General features: G+C 63.7%; 16 protein-coding genes and 1 riboswitch. Of the genes, 2 read left to right on the plus strand and 14 right to left on the minus strand.

Annotated features, from left to right (window positions below):
- Positions 1-125: 125 nt before the first annotated feature.
- Positions 126-401: a DUF1294 domain-containing protein gene (locus ACFSKT_RS07025; protein ID WP_377722059.1), complete on the minus strand. Its 276-nt coding sequence runs from the start codon at positions 399-401 to the stop codon at positions 126-128.
- A gap of 46 nt (positions 402-447) precedes the next feature.
- Entirely contained in the window at positions 448-2,928 is a 2,481-nt protein-coding gene (gene hrpB, locus ACFSKT_RS07030; RefSeq protein WP_377722060.1) for an ATP-dependent helicase HrpB, read from the minus strand.
- Positions 2,929-3,190: 262 nt separating this feature from the next.
- Between hrpB and gluQRS the strand changes: the two genes are divergently transcribed.
- A complete protein-coding gene (gene gluQRS, locus ACFSKT_RS07035; RefSeq protein ID WP_377722061.1) occupies positions 3,191-4,165 on the plus strand; it encodes a tRNA glutamyl-Q(34) synthetase GluQRS in 975 nt (324 codons plus the stop codon).
- Between the two features lie 25 nt (positions 4,166-4,190).
- Positions 4,191-4,610 (plus strand): GNAT family N-acetyltransferase, encoded by a 420-nt coding sequence (locus ACFSKT_RS07040; RefSeq protein ID WP_377722853.1) that lies wholly within the window; start codon positions 4,191-4,193, stop codon positions 4,608-4,610.
- A gap of 93 nt (positions 4,611-4,703) precedes the next feature.
- Here the strand turns inward: ACFSKT_RS07040 and ACFSKT_RS07045 are convergent, their stop codons facing one another.
- From ACFSKT_RS07045 to ACFSKT_RS07100, 12 genes are all read right to left on the minus strand, one after another.
- The gene (locus ACFSKT_RS07045) at positions 4,704-5,420 is read right to left on the minus strand and encodes an adenosylcobinamide amidohydrolase (protein ID WP_377722062.1); all 717 of its coding nucleotides are present in this window, start codon (positions 5,418-5,420) and stop codon (positions 4,704-4,706) included.
- Positions 5,417-7,093 (minus strand): cobyric acid synthase, encoded by a 1,677-nt coding sequence (locus ACFSKT_RS07050; protein WP_377722063.1) that lies wholly within the window; start codon positions 7,091-7,093, stop codon positions 5,417-5,419. Before ACFSKT_RS07050 ends, ACFSKT_RS07045 begins: the two co-directional genes overlap by 4 nt.
- Positions 7,090-8,229, minus strand: coding sequence for a threonine-phosphate decarboxylase CobD (gene cobD / locus ACFSKT_RS07055; protein WP_377722064.1), 1,140 nt, complete (start codon positions 8,227-8,229; stop codon positions 7,090-7,092). The genes ACFSKT_RS07050 and cobD overlap by 4 nt, the downstream gene beginning before the upstream one ends.
- Before the next feature lie 26 nt (positions 8,230-8,255).
- Positions 8,256-9,062 (minus strand): adenosylcobinamide-GDP ribazoletransferase, encoded by an 807-nt coding sequence (gene cobS / locus ACFSKT_RS07060; protein ID WP_377722065.1) that lies wholly within the window; start codon positions 9,060-9,062, stop codon positions 8,256-8,258.
- Positions 9,041-10,030: an adenosylcobinamide-phosphate synthase CbiB gene (gene cbiB / locus ACFSKT_RS07065; protein WP_377722066.1), complete on the minus strand. Its 990-nt coding sequence runs from the start codon at positions 10,028-10,030 to the stop codon at positions 9,041-9,043. The genes cobS and cbiB overlap by 22 nt, the downstream gene beginning before the upstream one ends.
- Positions 10,027-10,695, minus strand: coding sequence for a bifunctional adenosylcobinamide kinase/adenosylcobinamide-phosphate guanylyltransferase (cobU, locus tag ACFSKT_RS07070; protein ID WP_377722067.1), 669 nt, complete (start codon positions 10,693-10,695; stop codon positions 10,027-10,029). The genes cbiB and cobU overlap by 4 nt, the downstream gene beginning before the upstream one ends.
- Before the next feature lie 23 nt (positions 10,696-10,718).
- Complete coding sequence (cobT, locus tag ACFSKT_RS07075) at positions 10,719-11,780, minus strand: nicotinate-nucleotide--dimethylbenzimidazole phosphoribosyltransferase (protein ID WP_377722068.1); 1,062 nt, start codon at positions 11,778-11,780, stop codon at positions 10,719-10,721.
- 33 nt (positions 11,781-11,813) lie between these two features.
- Entirely contained in the window at positions 11,814-12,596 is a 783-nt protein-coding gene (locus ACFSKT_RS07080) for a heme ABC transporter ATP-binding protein (RefSeq protein ID WP_377722069.1), read from the minus strand.
- Positions 12,593-13,627: a FecCD family ABC transporter permease gene (locus ACFSKT_RS07085; RefSeq protein ID WP_377722070.1), complete on the minus strand. Its 1,035-nt coding sequence runs from the start codon at positions 13,625-13,627 to the stop codon at positions 12,593-12,595. Before ACFSKT_RS07085 ends, ACFSKT_RS07080 begins: the two co-directional genes overlap by 4 nt.
- The gene (locus ACFSKT_RS07090; protein ID WP_377722071.1) at positions 13,627-14,631 is read right to left on the minus strand and encodes an ABC transporter substrate-binding protein; all 1,005 of its coding nucleotides are present in this window, start codon (positions 14,629-14,631) and stop codon (positions 13,627-13,629) included. Before ACFSKT_RS07090 ends, ACFSKT_RS07085 begins: the two co-directional genes overlap by 1 nt.
- 185 nt (positions 14,632-14,816) lie before the next feature.
- A riboswitch (cobalamin riboswitch) is annotated at positions 14,817-15,064 on the minus strand.
- 132 nt (positions 15,065-15,196) lie between these two features.
- Entirely contained in the window at positions 15,197-16,738 is a 1,542-nt protein-coding gene (locus ACFSKT_RS07095) for a PAS domain S-box protein (RefSeq protein ID WP_377722072.1), read from the minus strand.
- Between the two features lie 181 nt (positions 16,739-16,919).
- Positions 16,920-19,115 carry a heavy metal translocating P-type ATPase gene (locus tag ACFSKT_RS07100; RefSeq protein ID WP_377722073.1) on the minus strand — a complete coding sequence of 732 codons (2,196 nt, stop codon included), beginning with the start codon at positions 19,113-19,115 and terminating at the stop codon, positions 16,920-16,922.
- Positions 19,116-19,233: the final 118 nt, after the last annotated feature.

The following is a 19,233-nucleotide window of genomic DNA, read 5'->3' on the forward strand; positions in this document are numbered from 1 at the left end:
AGTTCATGCGGCCTGTGATTTGTCGTATGCATGCAAGCGCGTGGCGCGCCTGGCGAAAGGTAAATATAGCATAATGGCGAATCGGGAGTCAATTGGGGCCAAAAATGGAATTTTACGAACTTCCGTCAACCAAAAAGCAACCACCGGAACAGCGCCACCAGCACCACGACATGCGCGATCACCAGCACCGGCAACCCGATATAAAACTTCGCGTGCTTTGTCTTGTGGCGGTACGCCCGCATGCCGAGGTACGCCCCGACCGAGCCGCCGACCGCGGCGTACGTCATCAGCCGACGTTCGGATACCCGGCGTTTCCCCTGCCGAGCCAGCGCTTTGTCGTTGCCCATCAGCATAAAGGCGGCGATGTTAATCAACACCAAATAAATTACGATCGCGATCATCGAACGCGGTCTCTCCTCTCCATGGCCGGTCTCTGCCGCGCCTGCCTTACGTCCGCGGCTTGGTTCGGTTCGTCGGCATCGCTTCCAGCGGATTATCCGGCCAGTAATGCTTCGGATAGCGGCCCTTCAGATCCTTCTTCACCTCGAAATACGCGTCCCGCCAAAAGCTCGCCAAATCGCGCGTGACTTGCACCGGCCGCTGCGCCGGGGACAGCAAGTGCAGCGTAATCGGCAGCTTGCCGCCCGCGATGCGCGGCGTCTCGGCCAAGCCGAACAGCTCCTGCAGCCGGACGGGGAGCGACGGCGCCTCCGGGTCGCTGTAGTCGACCGGAATACGCGAGCCGCTCGGCACGGTCAGATGCGTCGGCACCTCGCGGTCGAGCTGCTGCCGCTCGGACCAGCTTAGCAACCCTTCGACGATCGACGTCATGTTGAGCCGTCCGAGATCGTTCTTGCCGCGCATGCCGGCCGCATAAGGAGCAAGCCATTCCGCAAGCGTGGCGGTCAAGCCTTCATCCGATACATCCGGCCACTCCGGATTGTGCCGGCGCATCAGTTCGACGCGCGCCTGCAGCTGGCGCGCCGGCTTCGTCCATGGCAGCAGATCGAGTCCCTGCTGGCGCAAGCCTTCGAACAGCTCCTGCATTACAAGCGCAGAATCCGGGTTCTGCGCCGGGCCTTCCTGCAGCGTGAGCGCGCCCAGCCGTACGCGGCGTCTCGCCCGAACCGCCTGTGCCGACTTGTCCCACGCCACTTCCGTCTCTTCCCGGATGAGGGGCGCGCAATATTCGTCCAGCTGCTCGGTCGTAATCGGCGCGGCGAGCCGGATTTCGCCGTCCGTCCCCGCATCCGTCATCTCCGCCGCCACCAAATAGGGCGCGGCCGACAGCGGCTGCAGCTCCGAGATGGCGCCGCCGCGGCCGCCGCTCAGCAGGAACCGGCCGTCGCCGCGCCGCTTGCCGATCCGATCCGGATACGCGAGCGCGAGCAGCACGCCGCACAGGTCGATGTCCCGGTCCGATCCGGCGTCGCGGATGCCGAGCTCTCGCCGCCAGACGGCCGCCTCTGCCTGCAGCCGCCGGAGCGCCGCCTCGTCCGCTTCCGCGGCAACGCGCTTGCCTCGCATCGCCTCAAGCCGCAGCCGAACGTCGATGTTCCGGCTTCGCAGCGGGTCTCGGTCGCTTAGCAGTGCGGCCAGCTCGCACGCGGCCGCGCCCAGCCCGAGCGGCTCGGCTCTCAAGATCATATGGGCGAGGCGCGGATGCATGCCGAGCTCCGCCATGGCCCGGCCGTGAGCCGTCGGCTTGTCCGGCTGCGCAGGATGAAGCGCGCCAAGCTCGACAAGCAGCGTCACCGCTTGTCCGTAGGCTGCGGCAGGCGGTGCGTCAAGCCAATGCAGCTCGGCTGGATCGGCTACGCCCCAGGCGGCCAGCTCTAGCGCAAGCGGCGCCATGTCGGCCTCCCGAATCTCGGGCGTGCTCTGCGGCTTTAGTATGCGGTGCTGCTCCTCCGTCCACAGCCGATAGCAGACGCCATTGCCCTCCCGGCCGGCGCGGCCGCGGCGCTGGTCCGCCGAGGCGACGGAGACCGGGACGGTCGTAAGCCGGCTCATGCCCGTGCGCGCGGAGAAACGCGGCACTCGGCTCAATCCGCAGTCGACGACGATTCGCACGCCCTTCACCGTGACGCTCGATTCGGCGATCGACGTGGAGAGCACGATTTTGCGCTCGCCGGGCTCGGCCGCGGCGACCGCGCGGTCCTGCGCTTCGGCCGGCAAACTGCCATACAGCGGCATAATCCGCACATGTGGGGGGAGACCGGCTGCCGACAGCAGCGTATGCACCCGGCGGATTTCCCCCGCGCCGGGGAGGAAGACGAGCACGTCGCCTTCGTCAAGCCGGATTGCTTCCGCGACCGTTCGCGCGCACGCTTCTTCAATCCGCTCCAACGCACGGATGCCGACATACCGGGTGTCTACCGGATAGGCCCGGCCTTCGCTGACGATCACCGGCGCTCCGCCGAGCAGCGCCGCCACCGGCTCCGCTTCGATCGTCGCCGACATGACGAGCAGCCGCAGGTCGTCTCGCAGCAGTCCTTGCGATTGCAAGCTAAGCGCCAGACCGAGATCTCCTTGAAGATGCCGTTCGTGGAACTCGTCGAAAATAACGGCGCCAACGCCTTCCAGCGCCTGATCCTCCTGCAGCATCCGGGTCAGCACGCCTTCGGTGACGACCTCGATCCGCGTCTTCGGACCGACCTTCGTGTCCATTCGAACCCGGTAGCCGACCGTCTCGCCCGGCTTCTCGCCGAGCGAAGCGGCCATGAATCGGGCAGCCGATCGCGCAGCGATCCGGCGCGGTTCGAGCATCAAGATGCGCTGGCCGCCCAGCCAAGGCGCATCCAGCAGCGCGAGCGGCACGCGGGTCGTCTTGCCCGCGCCCGGCGCGGCGACCAGCACCGCGTTACGGCCTTTATGTAGAACGTCCGCCAATTCGGGCAGGACGCTATCGATCGGTAATTCTTTCATCGCGTACGGCTCCTTGCAACGATAAATTCAAGCACGCCTCACCGGTTCAAGGCGGCACTATCTATTATAGGTGCCCGCTCGCCCAAAAGATAGAGAAGCGGTCGTCGCCCCCAGGCGCCGTTCGTTGCGGCCCCAAGGCCCTCATGCTATCATAAGGCTTGATCAAATAGACGCGTTAGGCGCAGCGTGCGCCTCGCCGCTCGTTAGAATCGGACAGCGCTTGGATCGTGAGCGCCGAACATGGAGCGGCTGGATCGGAGGAATGATCATGACTCTTATGCGAGGTAGATTCGCCCCCACGCCTTCGGGCCTGATGCATATCGGCAACGCGCGTACGGCGCTTCTCGCCTGGCTGCACGTCCGCCAAGCAGGCGGCCAATTCGTGCTGCGGATGGAGGATATCGACACGCCGCGCTGCAAGCCCGAGCTGGCCGAGCAGGCGCTGGCCGATCTGCGCTGGATCGGATTGGACTGGGACGAGGGGCCGGATGTAGGCGGACCATACGCCCCCTATGTTCAGAGCGAGCGGCTCCGCGATTATGAGGAAGCCCTGCGGCGGTTGGAACGGGACGGACGTCTCTATGAGTGCTACTGCAGCCGAGCAGAGCTGCTGGCCATCGCCAGCGCCCCGCACGGTCTCGGCAGCGAAGGTCCCGCTTATCCCGGCACGTGCCGGAACCTGACCGCCGAAGAACGGGCAAGGCGAGCCGAGACGAAGACGCCTTCGCGGCGGTTTCTCGTGCCGGACGAGCCCTTCCGCTTCGAGGATTTGGCCGCGGGCGAGCAGCGTTTCCCGGCTGGCTGCGGCGGCGACTTCGTCGTGAAACGGGCCGACGGCATCATTAGCTATCAGCTGGCCGTCGTCGCGGACGATGCGGCCATGGGCATCACCGACGTGCTGCGCGGCTACGACTTGCTGGACTCGACGCCCCGCCAGCTGATGCTGTACGAAGCATTGGGTTGGCCCGCTCCCCGCTTCGCCCACGTGCCGCTCTTGAACGGCACCGACGGCAAGCGGCTCGCCAAGCGGCACGGCGCGATCTCGCTGGCCAGCCTGCGTCAGGCCGGCGTAGCTCCCGAACGGATCGTCGGCTGGCTCGCGGCCATGAGCGGCCTGCTCGACCGGCCGGAACCCGTAAGCGCGAAGGAGCTCGTTCCAACGTTCAGCCTAAGCCGAATCCCGAAGGAGCCGGTCGTCGTGACGGACGAACAACTGTCGGCTTTAACGCAAATTTAGACAAATAAGGAGATCCCTCATGACCATATCCCCCTACTCCTTAATCGAACGCCTCCCCACGCCGAGCGAACACCTCTTCTTATGGGAAGCGGTTGGCTGGGGCAGCGTAGATCCGGAGACGGCGGCAAGCTCGATCGCCCGCTCCCTCTACGGCGTCGTCGTTCTCCATGAAGACCAGGTTGTCGGCATGGGACGCATCGTCGGCGACGGCGTCATGTATTTCTATATTCAGGACGTCGCGGTGCTGCCGGACCATCAGAAGCACGGATTGGGCAAAATGATCGTCGAACGGCTGATGGTGCACATCCGGCAATGCCGCCTCAAGAACGGCGCGCCATTCGTCGGGCTGTTCGCCTCCCAGGGGAAAGAGCCGTTCTACGAGCAGTTCGGGTTCAAGAACCATGCCCCCGGCATGACTGGCATGTTCACCGTCATCGATGCTTGATCTAGTTTTTGAAGCCTGACGAAAAACCTCCGGTATCCGCACGAACGGATCTCCCGGAGGTTTTTTGGTCATTGTTCGATCGAGTTGGCCGATCTACTTCTCGCCGCTCGTACGTACGGCCTCATGCACCGTGTCGTACACCATGCGGCCGAGCAGGTTGCCGATCGAGGTCGCTGCCCCGCAATAGGCATGGCTGGCCTTGAACCGTCCGGACTGACTGACGGCGATGACGACCGAATCCGTCGTCGTCCCGGTCGCCTGACGGCCGTCCAGCGGATCGAGCACGTCCAAATCCTGCAAAGCGGCGGCTTTCGCCTCCGTGGCCGTTATGAGCGCGCCGATCATAGCCGCCTCGCTCATATGTCCGTCGACGAAAATGAACGTATTGATCGTACCGGCGGCATACGCCGGGAATACCGGCCGCTCCACCCCAGCCCGCGCCGCGTTGCCGATCCCGGCCGTGCTGATGCACAGCGCATTGAAGCGGTCGCCCGCAGCCTCGACGACGGACGCATGCGTCAGCTTGGCCGCCGTCAGCAGCCCGACCGTGGAATCCGCCTTGTAGTCGCGGCCGCGAATCATCGCCCCCAAGTCCAAGACCGGATCGCGTTCGTTGTAGCTAAGCGGCACTTTGCGGTTCACGAAATGATCCGCCCGCCCGCGCCCGCCGCCATAGACCGCGCTGCTCACCGTTTCCAACAGGCGATCCGATCGGACGAGGATATGGTCGCCGTCGACGAAACGAATGTCGAGCTCCGGCCATAGCGCCGCGCGATGATGCACGCCTTCCCCGCGAAACGGCTGACTCATCGGGAATCTTCTCCCAAGCCCATGATCTGCTTGAGCAAATCCATCCTGACATGTGCGCGAACATGCGCGGCGAGACGATGGAACGCTTCCTCGCGGCGCTGGCGCGTAGGCACGATCTCGGCGACCGGCATCATTCCTCGCGATGTCCGCACTCGATTCAACCACGCCCGGCGGAACGCGTCGTTATGGAGCACGCCGTGCAGGAAGGTGCCCCACACCCGGCCATCTGCCGACGAGCAGCCTTCTGCGAAGGGCGCCGAATCCGCGGCTTCCTTCAGCCGGAACGGACGAACCGACTGGCCATTCTCCATCACACCTTCGCATGGAACGCCTATCGTGCGTTTTTCGTCAATCGTGTCGGCTTTCGGCAGCTCCAGCCGTGTATGCGAGAGCGCAGTTGAGACGTCGGTCGCCATGCTGTCCAGCCAGTTCACGGAGCCCATATGAATCTCGTAGCCTTCTACGGGGAACGCTTCCGTAAGCCCTGGCAAGCTCGCTGTGCCTTCGACCCGCACGGTCCGCTTCTCCGCCGCGAACGTCACCTCGAACGGGAACCAGCCCAAGCCGTCCGTCTCGTCCCGGTCCGACTCCGCATGCAGCGGATCGAGCAAGCGAAGCCCGAGCATTTCGTAGCCGCCGCAAATGCCGACAACCTCCCCGCCTGCCGCGCGATGCCGTTCGAGGAGCGCCGCAAGTCCGCTCTCTCGCAAATACGCCAGGTCGTCGACCGCGTTCTTACTGCCGGGAATGACGACGACATGCGGCTCTCCCCATTCGCGGACATCGCGCACGAACCGGACGCGCACATCAGGCTCCTGCAGCAGCGGGTCGATATCGGTAAAATTCGAAATATGGGGAAGCCGGATAACGGCGATATCGAGCAGATCCCCATCCGCGCGCTCCCGCTTCTCGGATGCTTTGGCGGCTGCCAGTTTCCCGTCGAGCGACAACGAGTCCTCGTCTTCGATGCCGAGGTCCAGAAGGAACGGCACAACGCCGAGCACCGGTTTGCCCGTACGCGCCTCCAGCCAGTCCAGTCCCGGCTGAAGCAGCGAGACGTCGCCGCGGAACTTGTTCACGATGAACCCGCACACCCGCTCCCGCTCATGCGGCTCCAGCAGCTCCATCGTGCCGACGATCGCCGCGAACATGCCGCCGCGGTCGATATCCGCGACGAGCACGACGGGGGCATCCGCCCAGCCGGCAGCGCGCATATTGACGATATCCCGGTCCTTCAGGTTAATCTCGGCCGGACTGCCCGCGCCTTCCATCACGACCACGTCATATTCGCAGCGAAGCCGATCAAGGGCGCCGCGCACGATCGGTTCGGCTTCCCGCAGCACCTGCTCGCGATAGGTCCTTGCCGCATAATCGCCCATCGGCTTGCCGTGGACGACCACCTGAGACACCATGTCTTTCTTCGGCTTCAGCAAAATCGGGTTCATGTCCGTCGTCGCCAGGATACCGCACGCATCCGCCTGAACGCCCTGCGCGCGGCCGATCTCCTTGCCATCCCACGTCACGTAGGAATTCAGCGACATGTTCTGCGATTTGAACGGCGCCACCGTATACCCGTCCTCGGTCAAAATCCGGCAGATCGCCGCGTTAATGACGCTCTTGCCCGCGTCGGACGCGGTCCCTTGAATCATGACCGTACGCGCCAGCTTCTTCATCGGCTCTCGCCCTCCAGTCTGCTATTCCCGCCGTGCAGCGCTGCCTGCAATGCTTCAAGCAGCCGTATGTGCTCCTCCCGGAACCGAACCGCAATCCGGCAGTACGTCTCGTCCAAGCCTTCGAAATGCGACGCATCCCGGATCAGCACGCCGCGCTCCCCCAGCTTGCGCTGAAGCTCGCCGGCTGACAGACCGAAGCTCGGCGGAATGCGAAACAGCACGTAATTCACGTGTCCTTCCGCGACGACCAGTCCGAGCTCCTCCAATTGAGCCGACAGCCATGCGCGCTCCTCCCGCAGCCAATCAAGCGTCCGCCGTGCGTATTCCTCTTCGGCCAGCACCGCTTCGCCGATCAGCTGGGCCAGCGAATTGACGCTCCAGGGCACCTGCCGCTCCCGCAGCGAAGCGATCGTCGCTGCGCAAGCCACCATATACCCGAGCCGAATGCCGGGAATGGCATAGAACTTCGTCATCGAGCGGATGACGATCAGACGTCCGCCTTCCGTGCGCGCCGCCTCGCGAAGGAAGCTGTATCGCGACTCGCTGCCGACGAAATCCATGAATGCCTCGTCCAGCACGACGCGCTCGCCGCGATCGAGCAGCAGCCGAATCGTCTCCGGCTCGATCAGCTGACCCGTCGGATTGTTCGGGTGCCCGAGGAACCATAGCGCATCCCCGGCCGATCTGCCCGCCGCGCGAAGTTCGCGAACCGTCTGCTCGACATCCTCGCCGCCCAGCGCGAATTGTGAATCCGGGGTAAGCCGAATGGTCCGAATCGGCGTGCCGTTCTTGCGCGCGGCATCCCCGTATTCCGCGAAGCAGGGCTGGGCGAGCACGACCTCGGCCGGCTGCAGCACGCGTACGGCGAGATCGATCAGCTCGGCCGCCCCGTTGCCGACGAGCAGCTCGTCCTCGCTTATGCCATGATGGCCGGCCAATTTCCGACGCAGTCCGCGCACGGCGGGGTCTGGATAACGGCCGATCGCTTCCGCATAGGCGCGCAGCAGCTCGCCGACGACCGCGGGCGGTCCGAACGGATTCATGTTCGCGCTAAAGTCGGCGAATTGCTCCGCCGGTAGGCCGTACAGCTCCTGGGCCGTCAGCAGATCCCCGCCATGGCCGAATTTCTCCAACATGAGCCGTCAGCTCCTCTCTTGATTGTCTATACCAATATCGCGCATGCCGCCAACAACAGCGTGGTTTCCAGCAGCTCGTTCATCGCCCCGTATGTATCGCCGGTCAGCCCGCCGAGCTTCCGGCTTAGCCACCAGCCGCTCAGTCCCCCCGCGACAAGCGTCAAGCCCGCGCCAACGACGACATAACCGCCCGCTTCGGCCAGGCTGCACCCGAATGCCGTGTAGACGCCGAACAAGAGGATGACATGCGCGAGCCCTGCCGCCGCAATATGCCGGATCGCCACGCCTGCGAACATGCCGCCAAGCCCCTCTTTGCCGCGCGCGTTCGGCCATAACGTCATCGAGACGGCCATCCACAGCCGGCTCCACATGCATGCTGCTGCGAGATGCGGGGCAGCGGACGCCAACGCATCATCTTCTAGGAGCTCGGCCAGCAGGCTGAACTTGAGCAGCAGCACGATCACCGCCGCGATGACGCCCATCGCGCCAACGCGGCTGTCTTTCATAATCTCCAGCATGCGCTCCCGGCTTCGGTGGCTAAGCACGCCGTCGGCGGTATCCATCAGACCGTCGAGATGAAGCGCGCCGCTCAGCGCGATCCATGTGAGCAGCACGATCACCGCCGCAGGCATGGACGGCAGCCGGCCTTGCAGCAGCCAACCGGCGCCTGCCGTTAGCAGCCCGACCGCCAATCCTACGAGCGGATATGCGGCGACGCTCCGGGCAAGCACGCTCGGCGTGAACGGAATTTGCACCGGCACCGGAATTCGCGTAAGCAGCTGGAAGGCGGCGCCGATCGCCTGCAGCCCCTTTATGAACGAACGATCAGCCATGCGCCGATTACCCCCATGAAAATCAAAATACTCGTCACGTACAGCAGCCGTACCGCGCTAAGGATATCCTTCGCCGCCAGCGGCCGCAGCGGCCAGCCCATCCGCGCCCGCTCGCTCACGCGGCCGAAATAGACGTTGCGGCCACCCAGCTCGATGCCGATCGCCCCGGCCGCCGCCGATTCGGGAATCCCGCTGTTCGGACTCGGGTGAAGCTTCGCGAACGTAAGCACCGCGCCGAAGGCGCGCGCAGGCGACAGACCGGGCAGCAGCGCGGCCGCCAAGGTCATCGCCAGGGCGGAGAGGCGTGCCGGAATATAGTTCAGCGCGTCGTCCAGCCTGGCCGACGCCCAGCCGAAATGCACGTATTTGTCGTTCTTGTAGCCGACCATCGAATCCAGCGTGTTCGCCGCGCGGTACAACATGGCCAGCGGCGCGCCGCCGAGCAGCGCGAACGCGACCGGAGAGAGGAACGCGTCGACCGTGTTCTCCGCTACCGTCTCGATGGCCGACCTGGCCGTGTCGCGCTCGTCCATGGCGGATGTATCCCGGCTGACGATATAGCCCGCATAACAGCGCGCTTGCTCAAGGTCGCCCGCGGCAAGCGGCCTATAGACGAGCATCGCCGCATCCTTGAGCCCCTTGACCGCGATCGTCGTGGAGACGAACCATGCCGACACCGCATAGCCGACGAACGGATGCACCCAGTCCGCCGCCCAGACGAGCAGGACTATCGCGGCATATGCCGCCAGGACGGTAATAAGCGCCAGCGCGACGCCCCGAAGCTTAAGCTTTCGGGGCGTCAACGCGGCGCTCTCGCTCTCCGGACGCAGCCAGCTCTCCAGCTTGCCGATCCATCTGCCGATCAGGATGACCGGATGCGTCGGCCACCTTGGATCCCCGACCACCCAATCGATCGCGATCGCGGCAGCCGTTATTAACAGCGTTTCTTGCAGCGAATAGAACATCACGCATCCTCCAGCCGGAACGCCAGCTTCTTCAAGTCGAGCGGGAACCCGGCCACGACCAAGTACGCTTCGTCGCAGACGCCGGCCAGCTTGCGGTTCATTCTCCCCGCCGCGTCGCGGAAGCGCCTGCCGAGCGCATAAGCCGGCACGATGCCGCTGCCGACTTCGTTCGTCACGAGCAGCAGCGGCCCCTGGTATGCGGCAACCGCTGCCGCCAGTTCATCGACAAGCCTGTCCAACGGGTCCGCGGCCGGCTCTTGACACTTGCTGCAATCATTCGCGGTCACGGTAAGCTCGGTTCGTATCGCTGTGTGCTCCATTGTGCCCGCCGCTTCCTCCGTGCTGTCCGCCGGCTCCAGCCGCAGCAGCTGATTGCTGAGCCACAACGTCAGGCAATCGACGACGACAGCCGGCCGCCGCGCCGCGCGCAAGAATTGTTCCTCCAACGCAAGCAGCGTCTCCGCCAACCCGAACGGTTCTTCAATCGTCTGCCAAGGATATCCGGATGCCGCGCGGGTGCCCTGGTGCAAGCCGATCCGCTGCCGCATCTCCTCGTCCCAGATTTGGGAAGTGGCGACGTAGATCGCGTCCGCCGCAAGCCGCATCGCGTAACGTTCCGCGAAATCGCTCTTCCCGCTGCGCGCCCCGCCGGTTATGAAAATGGCCAATTCCGTCTCCCCCTCAGCTTCCGCTAGCCTTTCGACACGCCCGCGCTCTCGAAAGTCGCCATCTCCCGCACGAGCCGCTGCGCCGCATCGACAATGTGAAAGCCGAGCACCGCGCCGGTCCCCTCGCCAAGACGCATGTCCAAATGAATCATCGGCGAAAGCCCGATCGCCTTCAGCAATTGGCCGTGACCCTGCTCCTGCGACAGATGGGAGCCGATCATGTACGGCACGGACGCCGGCGCGATTCGCGAGGCGACAAGCGCAGCCGCCGAGGAGATGAACCCATCGACGACGACCGGCAGACGGTGAGCCGCGGCGCCGAGGATGACGCCGGTCAACGCGGCGATCTCCAGGCCGCCTACCTTCGCGAGCGCATCCAGCGGATCGTCCGCGTTCGGCGCGTTGACGGCCAGCGCGCGCTCGACGACGTCGACTTTGTGCCGGCGCCGGGTGGCGTCGATGCCGGTGCCCAGACCGACGGCTTGTTCGGCCGTCATCGCCGTCATCGCCGCGCATAACGCCGCGCTCGGCGTCGTGTTGCCGATGCCCATCTCGCCCGTGGCGAGCATCCCGTATCCTTGCGCCGCCAGCTCGACGGCCGTCTCGATGCCGACCGCGATCGCCTCGAGCGCCTCTTCGCGAGACATCGCCGGGCCTTGCGCGATATTATCCGTGCCCGGGCGTACCTTGCGCTGGACGAGCGACGGATGCTCGATGGCAGTTGCGACCCCGACATCGACGCAGACGACGTCTGCTCCGGCCTGCCTTGCAAGCACGTTGACCGCCGCGCCGCCCGCCAGAAAATTAAGCACCATCTGCGGCGTTACCTCGGAAGGAAACGCGCTAACCCCCTCCGCGCAAACGCCATGGTCGCCGGCCATGACCACGACGGCACGCTTCGAGAGATCCGCTCCGATCTCGCCCGTAATGCCGGCCGTTTGTTTGGCGATGTCCTCCAATTTGCCCAAGCTGCCCGGCGGCTTCGTCAGCGAATCCAGACGCGCCTGTGCCGCATCGACGGCTTCGGCGTCCAGCGGACGGATCGCCGCCACCGTTCTATCCAACAATTGTTTCGTTTCGCTCATCGTCTACCAACCTCTCCTCTTCCTGATTGAAACCTACTCCCTAGCCTTGGAATGCAGCAGCAGCTGCGGAACGCCGCTAACCGGGTGCCGCACGACGACCGAACGCGCGCCGTACACCCGCTCGACGAGCTCCGCGTTCACGACCGCTTCCGGTGGACCGGATGCTTCGATCCGTCCATTGCTGACCACGTACAGCTCATCGCAATATTGAGCGGCCAGATTCAAATCGTGCAGCACCGCCACGACGGTGATGCCCTGCTCGCGCTGCCACTGCTTGACCAGATCGAGCAGCTGCAGCTGATAGCCGATATCCAAGTAGGTCGTCGGCTCATCGAGCAGCAGCAGCCGCGGCTCCTGGACCATGACTTTGGCCAGCGCCACCCGCTGCCGTTCGCCGCCGCTCAACCGGTCGATCTGCCGATCCGCCAAGTCGCTTAGCCCGGTGAGCGCCAAGATGCGCGCAAGGAGAGGCGCCGGGTCGCTTCGCTCCTCGCCCATCCAGTTCTGATACGGGAAGCGCCCCATCGCGACCACTTCCCTAACCGTGAAGCCGACCGGCGCAAGTCCGCCCTGCTGCAGCACCGCCACGTGTCGAGCCAGCTCCTTGCGCGTCCATTCGCCGATAGGCTTGCCGTCCAACGCTAGCTCGCCCGCATCCGCCCGCGCCGTGCCCGCGATTAGGCTGAGCAGCGTCGACTTGCCGGCCCCGTTCGGCCCGATAATTCCGTACACGCCGCCCGCTTGGAAGCGAAAAGAAACGTCGTTAAGGACGCGCTTGCCGTCCATGCTCAAGCCTAAGCTTTTCCCTTCAATCATAGCGCGCCTCCTTGCTGCATTTTGCGGCGATAGAGCAAATACGCGAAGAAGGGCGCGCCGATGAACGCCGTCACGACGCCAAGCGGGATTTCCTTCGGACTCGCCACGGTGCGCGCGAGCGTGTCCGCCCACAGCAGATAGATCCCCCCGCCGAGCGCCGAGAGCGGCACGATCAGCCGGTAATCCGGGCCGACGATGAGCCGAATCAGATGCGGGATGACGAGTCCGACGAAGCCGACGACACCCGCCACGGAGACGGCAACCGCCGTCAGCAGCGTCGAGACGATCAGAATAGCCAGCTTCGTCCGTTCGACCTCGATGCCCAGATGCGAAGCATGCCGTTCGCCGAAGACAAACAAATTGAGCGCCATCGCGTAACGAATTAAAACGACCGCGCCCACGGCAAGGAACGGCAGCACGAGCTGCGCATGCTCCCAGCCGCGCGCGCTGATGCTGCCCATTAGCCAAGCGTTGATTTCGTTGACGACGCCTTGCGACAGCGACGACATCAAGGACACGACCGCGCCGAGGAACGCCTGTACGATGACGCCGGACAGAATGAGCGTTTGGATATTCATCGCCCCCCGCGCGCGGGCCAGCGCCACGACGACACCCAGCGTGGCGATACCCGTTACGAACGCGACGCCCGGTATCAGCCACATGCCGACCGTCGCATGATAACCGAATAAAAGAATGAATGCCGCGCCCACGGAACAGCCCGTCGCGACGCCCAAGGTGAACGGATCGGCGAGGGGGTTGCGCAGCACGCCTTGAAAGCCCGCGCCGGCCAGCGACAGACAAGCCCCGACGAGCATGGCCAGCACGATGCGCGGCAGGCGCACCTGGGTGACGATCGCGATCGCGCTAGGGTCCGCGCCGCCGTCCCCGGCAGCGCCCGTCACAAAACGCAGCAGGATTTGCCATACCTCGGATAGCGGCAGTCTCGCCGATCCGATCGACAAACTAACCACGATAGATGCGGCAAGGAGGAGCATCGCTGCTCCTCCATACACGTACAATTTGCGCCGCATTACTTCACGAGATCCGGATGCAGCTTCTTCGCGACTTCGAGCAGGCCTTCCGCCAAGCGAGGGCCTACGCGAACAAGCGGATCCTGTTCGACTTCATACAGCTTTTTATTTTGAATGGCCGCGATGGCCTCCCAACCCGGACGCTTCTCGATCGCGTCCAGAATCGGGTTTTTCTCGCCTTCCTTGACGCTCAAGGACGCGTAGACGATGACGTCCGGATTTTGCTCGATGACCTTCTCCGGATCGATCTCGTACCAGCTCGACTGATCCGCGATGTTCGCGCCGCCCGCGAGCGTGATGATCTCGTCCAGAAATTCGCCTTTGCCCACCGTCCAGCCCGGGGAGAACTCGAGGTATACCTTCGGCTTAGGCGCGTCCTGCACGGCATCGATCACCTGCTGGCGCACGTCTTTCATATGATTGACCACTTCCAGCGCTTTGTCGGTCTTATTCATGATCGCGCCGATCTGGCCGATCTTGTTCATGACCTCGTCGTACGTCTTCGGATCGGTCGCCAGCACCGTCAGATTCAGGCCCCGCAGCTTCTCGATTGCCGGCGCGTTCATCGACGAGGACGCCAGCACGAGATCCGGCTTGAGCGCGACGATCGCTTCGATATTCGCCTCCATGCCGCCGACTTTCGCTTTCGCCGCCGCTTCTTCCGGATAATTCGAATTGTCGTCCACGCCGACAACCGCATCGCCCGCACCGATCGCGAACATGATCTCGGTTTCGCTCGGCACGAGCGTCACGACTTTCTCCGGCGCCTTCTCGAACGTAATTTGCGTGCCCGTCGCGTCGGTCACCGTCAGCGGGTATATCGGCGCCGCGGCCGTCTCGCCCCCCGCGTTGCCCGCGCCCGATGCGGCGTTATTCTCCACGGCCGCGTTGTCGTTCGCCGCCGAGCCGTTATTCTCCGCCTTGCCTCCACATGCCGCCAGCACCGCCAGCAGCATGGCCGCCACCAGCAGCATCGTCAATCTGAAGCCGATCGTTCTTTTCATGCTGTCCCCACTCCTTGTTCTTGCCGATATTGCAATTGCAATAAAAAAAGCACTCCCGTGACCGTGCCGGAAGTGCTTGCTGCAGACATTCGCGCGTTCATGAGACGCCTTCCAGCCTTATCAGCCGGCGCGTGCCGTAATCGTTCGTCCATTCCAAGCTCCAACACTTCCCCAAGTCCACGTGGGCAGCGTGCTACGAACAGGCAGGTCTCCTGACTCGAAAGCTTGCGCGCTGCCGTCTTCCCGGACCGCATAATCGGCCAGTGACATCGAGGGGCATCGCGTTGTCCCGGGACCGGCATTCGCCGTCCGTCGGACGCTTTCTTACAGTGGCGGGTCCGTGCCGGCATTGCACCGGTCTTCCCTTTTAACCTCCACGCGGCGCGCAATTGCTTGCGTTCCTCGCTTCGGCACCTGTTCCAAGTCTATGCAATTGTTCGACTGTAACTATATCACTCCGGGAAAAGGCTTGTCTACCCTTTTCGCCGTGGGCAGACGAGCAGAAGCGCGGAATGCAAAGAACCCCGGGGCATGTTGTCCCCGGGGCACGCGCGTGGGCTATGCGTCAAGCTTGCGCCGACCCAGCCGTAACCTTCGCCTTCTCGGCGGCCCGGCTGCCCGCGAGCGGCAGCACGACGGTCACCGTCGTGCCGAGTCCGCTCTCGCTGGCAAACGACATTTCGCCGTGATGCGCTTGGACGATTCGGTTGCAAATCATGAGCCCGAGCCCGGTTCCGCTGCTTTTGGTCGTATAGAACGGGCCGCCGAGCTTGTCGATCAGCTCGATCGGAATGCCGATGCCCTGATCTTTGATCAAGACCGTCACCTCGCCCTCCCGCAGCGCGCGCAGCTCGATCTCGATGCATCCGCCTCCTGGCATGGCCTCGATCGCGTTCTTCAGCAGGTTGATAAACACTTGCTTGATCTGATTCTCGTCGCAGTAGATCGACGTGTCCGCCGTGTCGTTCAACTTGATGCACAGCTCGACGTTTTTCATGATCGCTTGCGTCTCGAGCAGCGTCATGACCGCTTGCAGAATTCGGATCAGGTCATAATGGCCGAATAATTGATTGGCTTGCGGTTTGGCGAGCGCCATGAATTCCTGCACGATCTCGTTGATCCGGTCCAGCTCGGCCAGCATGATATCGAAGTAATCGTGGTGCTTGTCGAACTTCTTCTTCAGCAGTTGGGAGAACCCTTTGAGCGACGCAAGGGGATTGCGGATTTCGTGCGCGATGCCGGCCGCCATCTGCCCGGCGACCGACAGCTTCTCGGAATTGACGAGCGCTTCTTCCGCCCGCTTGCGCTCCCGGATATCCCGGTACACCGTCTGGACGACGATCCTTCGCCCAAGGAAATTGTGGATGCGTGTACTGGATGCTTCGACGTCGATCGTCTCTCCGTCCAACCCGATCAGCTTGCTCTCGACGAACTCGAGCGGATCGTCGGACTGCATGACCTTGGAGACGCGCTCTGCGGCGGCTAGCCGCTCGTCGGGATGAATAAGCGAGCCGATGCATTGATAGAGCAGCTGCTCCTGCGTCTCCGCCCCCAGCAGCTTCATCGCCGCGTTGTTTATATAGATGATGGTATCGCCGTCCTGCACGATGATCGGCTCCGGCAAATATTTGATCAGCCGCTGATACCGCACGTCGTTCTCGGTCGACAAATCGTCCGCCTGTTTCATGCTTGTCGTGTCCATGAGCGTCCCCATCAACGTCGGCTTGCCGCGATAGGTGATCATGTCCGCCTGCGTTTCGAAGTAAAACACGCTTCCGTCCTTGCGTAGACCCCGGATCCAACGCATCGCATTCCGTTCGCCGCTGAGCCGTCTGCGGGTTTCCTCGCGGAAGATTTCCATATCCTCCGGGTGCACGAGCTCCGGGGCTGTCATGCGCAGCATTTCTTGCTGAGTATAGCCAAACATCTCCGCGAGCCGGCCGTTCACGTATAGCAGCCGATCTTCGCTCGCCAAGAATACGCCCGTCAAGTAGTTGTCAACCAATCCGTTAATATTGCTCGTCAACATCGCATGAGGATTGATTATCCCTCGTTTTTTTAATTGGGCGGCTTGCTGTCCGTTAAAAAAAGTGACACGACTTCTCATCGTCCATCCTCCGCTGTTTTGGGCAACCTTGTGTATTACCATTCGCTGCCCTTGCTCCGAAAACCTTCGGCCCTTTTGGCTTATTTTGCTTCCCTCGGCAATCGAAAGGCCCATTCGTTCATGTCGATATAGTGCGATTGAAGTCAAAAGCAGGCGTTCCTTGGCAGGAGCGGCACGCCAATCAATCCGCGATCTTCCGCAGCTGGCGATTCAGCCTGAGGGCGTTGCCGACGACGGAGACGGAGCTGAACGCCATCGCGGTGCCCGCCATCCACGGCTCGAGCCCGCCGAAAGCCGCGAACGGAATGACGCAGGCATTGTACACGAAGGCAAAGCCCAGGTTCTGCCGAATATTGCGCAGGGTCAGTCTGCTGATCAAGACCGCGTCGGCGATGCCGGTGAGCCTCGCGCGGATGAGCGCCATATGGCCGGCCGCCAGCGCCGCGTCCGTGCCGTTGCCCATGGCGATGCCCACGTCCGCCGCCGCGAGCGCCGGCGCATCGTTCCAGCCATCTCCCGCCATCGCAGCGCGACGGTTCTCCCGCCGCAGCCGTTCGATCAGCATTTGCTTGTCGGCCGGCATGAGCGACGCGTAGACCCGCTCGATACCCGCTTCGCGCGCAGCCGCCCAAGCGGGCGCAGGATGGTCGCCGGTCGCGAGAATCGTCTCGATGCCCGCTCTGCGCAGCCGATCCACCGCCTCCCGCGACGTGCGCTTGATCGGGTCCTCGAATGCCATGGCTCCGGCCGCTTTGCCGCCCACGTAAACATAAAGCACGCTGCGGCCCGCCTGCTCCGAGCGGCGGGCGAACGCTTCGATCGCGGAAGTCGACGCTAGCCCGCGCTCTTCGATGAATCGGGCGCTGCCCACCTCTACCAGCCGGCCATCCACCACGGCCTCTGCGCCCTTCCCGGCGATCTCGCGGAACTGGCCTTCTTCCGGGAGTTCGATGCCGGCGGCATGCGCTTGCTCCAGCAGCGCTTGAGCGAACGGATGCTTCGCGCGCTGCTCCGCCGCCGCGGCATCCCGCAGCAGCGCGCGCTTCGTTATGCCCGGGGCTAGCAGCATATCCACCAGCAGCGGCTTGCCTTCCGTCAGCGTGCCGGTCTTATCCAAGACGATCGTATCCAGCGTGGCCAACCGTTCCAGCACGCCCGCTTCTTTCATGACGATGCCTCTTCGGGCCAATCGCCCCGACGCGATGACCAGCGAGATCGGCGCGGCCAATCCGAGCGCGCACGGACAAGCCGCAAGCAGCACCGCAAGCGCGTGGAGCGAAGCGCGGCCAAGGTTGCCCGGTTCCAGGAAGAGGAGCCAGATCAGCAGCGTCGCGGCCGCAAGCAGCAGCATCGCGGGCACGAAGATGGCGGCGAGCGCATCGACCCGCCGGCCAATGGAGGATTTGGACGATTGCGCTTGTCTCGTCAGCGCGGCGATCCGGCTGAGCATCGTCCCGTCGCCGACCGCTTGCGTACGGACGACGATCTCGCCGCCGGCGAGGATCGTGCCGGCAAAAACGGCATCCCCTTCGCCTTTTGCCGCGGGCATGCTCTCTCCGGTCAGGAACGATTCGTCGACCGAGGCTTGACCGCGCACGACGATGCCGTCGGCCGCCAGCGGCTCTCCGGGCTCAGGCAGCAGCGTCTCGGAGACGCGCAGCTCGTGTACGGGGATCTTCACTTTGACGCCGCCGCGCAGCACCCACGTCTCGGTTAGCTGCAGCCGCCCCAGATGCGTCGCGGCCTGCAGCGCCCGATCGGAAATCGCCGCTTCCAGCCACTTGCCCAGCAGCACCGCGGTGATGACGACGGCCGACGTCTCGAAATAAAGCGGCAGCCCCGCGAGCATCGCATAATAGCTGTAGCCGAACGCAGCCGTCGTCCCGACCGCAACGAGCACGTCCATGTTGGCCGTCCGCTCTCGAAGCGCATAATAGGCGTTGAAAAAGAACGGCATGCCGATGCCGAACTGCACGATCGCGGCCAGGACGAACTGCAGCAGCGGCTCTTGCACGAAGGCGGGGATGGGCACGGCCGATAGCCATTCATAATGATGGAGCATGGCGATCAATAGCGGCAGCGAAAGGACGACGGAGAGCAAGAGCCGCAGCAGAAGCTTATCCCGCTCCGCCCCGTCGTCGTCCGTGCCGTAAGGCGCCGCCCGGAAACCAAGCTCGCTGACGCGCTCGATAATCCGCTGCGGTTCGATTACGCCGCTCGCGTAGCGAATGCTTCCGGATTTGCCCGCATAGTGAACAGACACGGCGTCCACGCCGACGAGCTTCCCGAGACCCTTCTCGATTCTGGCGGCGCAGGCCGTGCAGCTCATTCCGTGAATGGCAATGTCGAGCACAGCGTGCCGGTGTTGCTCCTTCATCTATCCTGCCTCCTTCCGGCCGGATCGCCTTGCGAAGGTGTCCCCTCGAAATACGGCGGCGCGAATTCCCGAATGTGAAACTCGTCCGAACGGCATCCTAGTTATTAACTATATGGCG

It is taken from the genome of Paenibacillus xanthanilyticus (assembly GCF_042682185.1).
GTDB lineage: Bacteria > Bacillota > Bacilli > Paenibacillales > Paenibacillaceae > Paenibacillus_Z > Paenibacillus_Z xanthanilyticus.

Bases quoted from the DNA above. Each gene is read 5' to 3' on its own strand.
- ACFSKT_RS07025 (WP_377722059.1), bottom strand. From the start codon at position 401: ATGATCGCGATCGTAATTTATTTGGTGTTGATTAACATCGCCGCCTTT.
- hrpB (WP_377722060.1), bottom strand. From the start codon at position 2,928: ATGAAAGAATTACCGATCGATAGCGTCCTGCCCGAATTGGCGGACGTT.
- gluQRS (WP_377722061.1), top strand. From the start codon at position 3,191: ATGATCATGACTCTTATGCGAGGTAGATTCGCCCCCACGCCTTCGGGC.
- ACFSKT_RS07045 (WP_377722062.1), bottom strand. From the start codon at position 5,420: ATGAGTCAGCCGTTTCGCGGGGAAGGCGTGCATCATCGCGCGGCGCTA.
- ACFSKT_RS07050 (WP_377722063.1), bottom strand. From the start codon at position 7,093: ATGAAGAAGCTGGCGCGTACGGTCATGATTCAAGGGACCGCGTCCGAC.
- cobD (WP_377722064.1), bottom strand. From the start codon at position 8,229: ATGTTGGAGAAATTCGGCCATGGCGGGGATCTGCTGACGGCCCAGGAG.
- cobS (WP_377722065.1), bottom strand. From the start codon at position 9,062: ATGGCTGATCGTTCGTTCATAAAGGGGCTGCAGGCGATCGGCGCCGCC.
- cobT (WP_377722068.1), bottom strand. From the start codon at position 11,780: ATGAGCGAAACGAAACAATTGTTGGATAGAACGGTGGCGGCGATCCGT.
- ACFSKT_RS07080 (WP_377722069.1), bottom strand. From the start codon at position 12,596: ATGATTGAAGGGAAAAGCTTAGGCTTGAGCATGGACGGCAAGCGCGTC.
- ACFSKT_RS07085 (WP_377722070.1), bottom strand. From the start codon at position 13,627: ATGCGGCGCAAATTGTACGTGTATGGAGGAGCAGCGATGCTCCTCCTT.
- ACFSKT_RS07090 (WP_377722071.1), bottom strand. From the start codon at position 14,631: ATGAAAAGAACGATCGGCTTCAGATTGACGATGCTGCTGGTGGCGGCC.
- ACFSKT_RS07095 (WP_377722072.1), bottom strand. From the start codon at position 16,738: ATGAGAAGTCGTGTCACTTTTTTTAACGGACAGCAAGCCGCCCAATTA.
- ACFSKT_RS07100 (WP_377722073.1), bottom strand. From the start codon at position 19,115: ATGAAGGAGCAACACCGGCACGCTGTGCTCGACATTGCCATTCACGGA.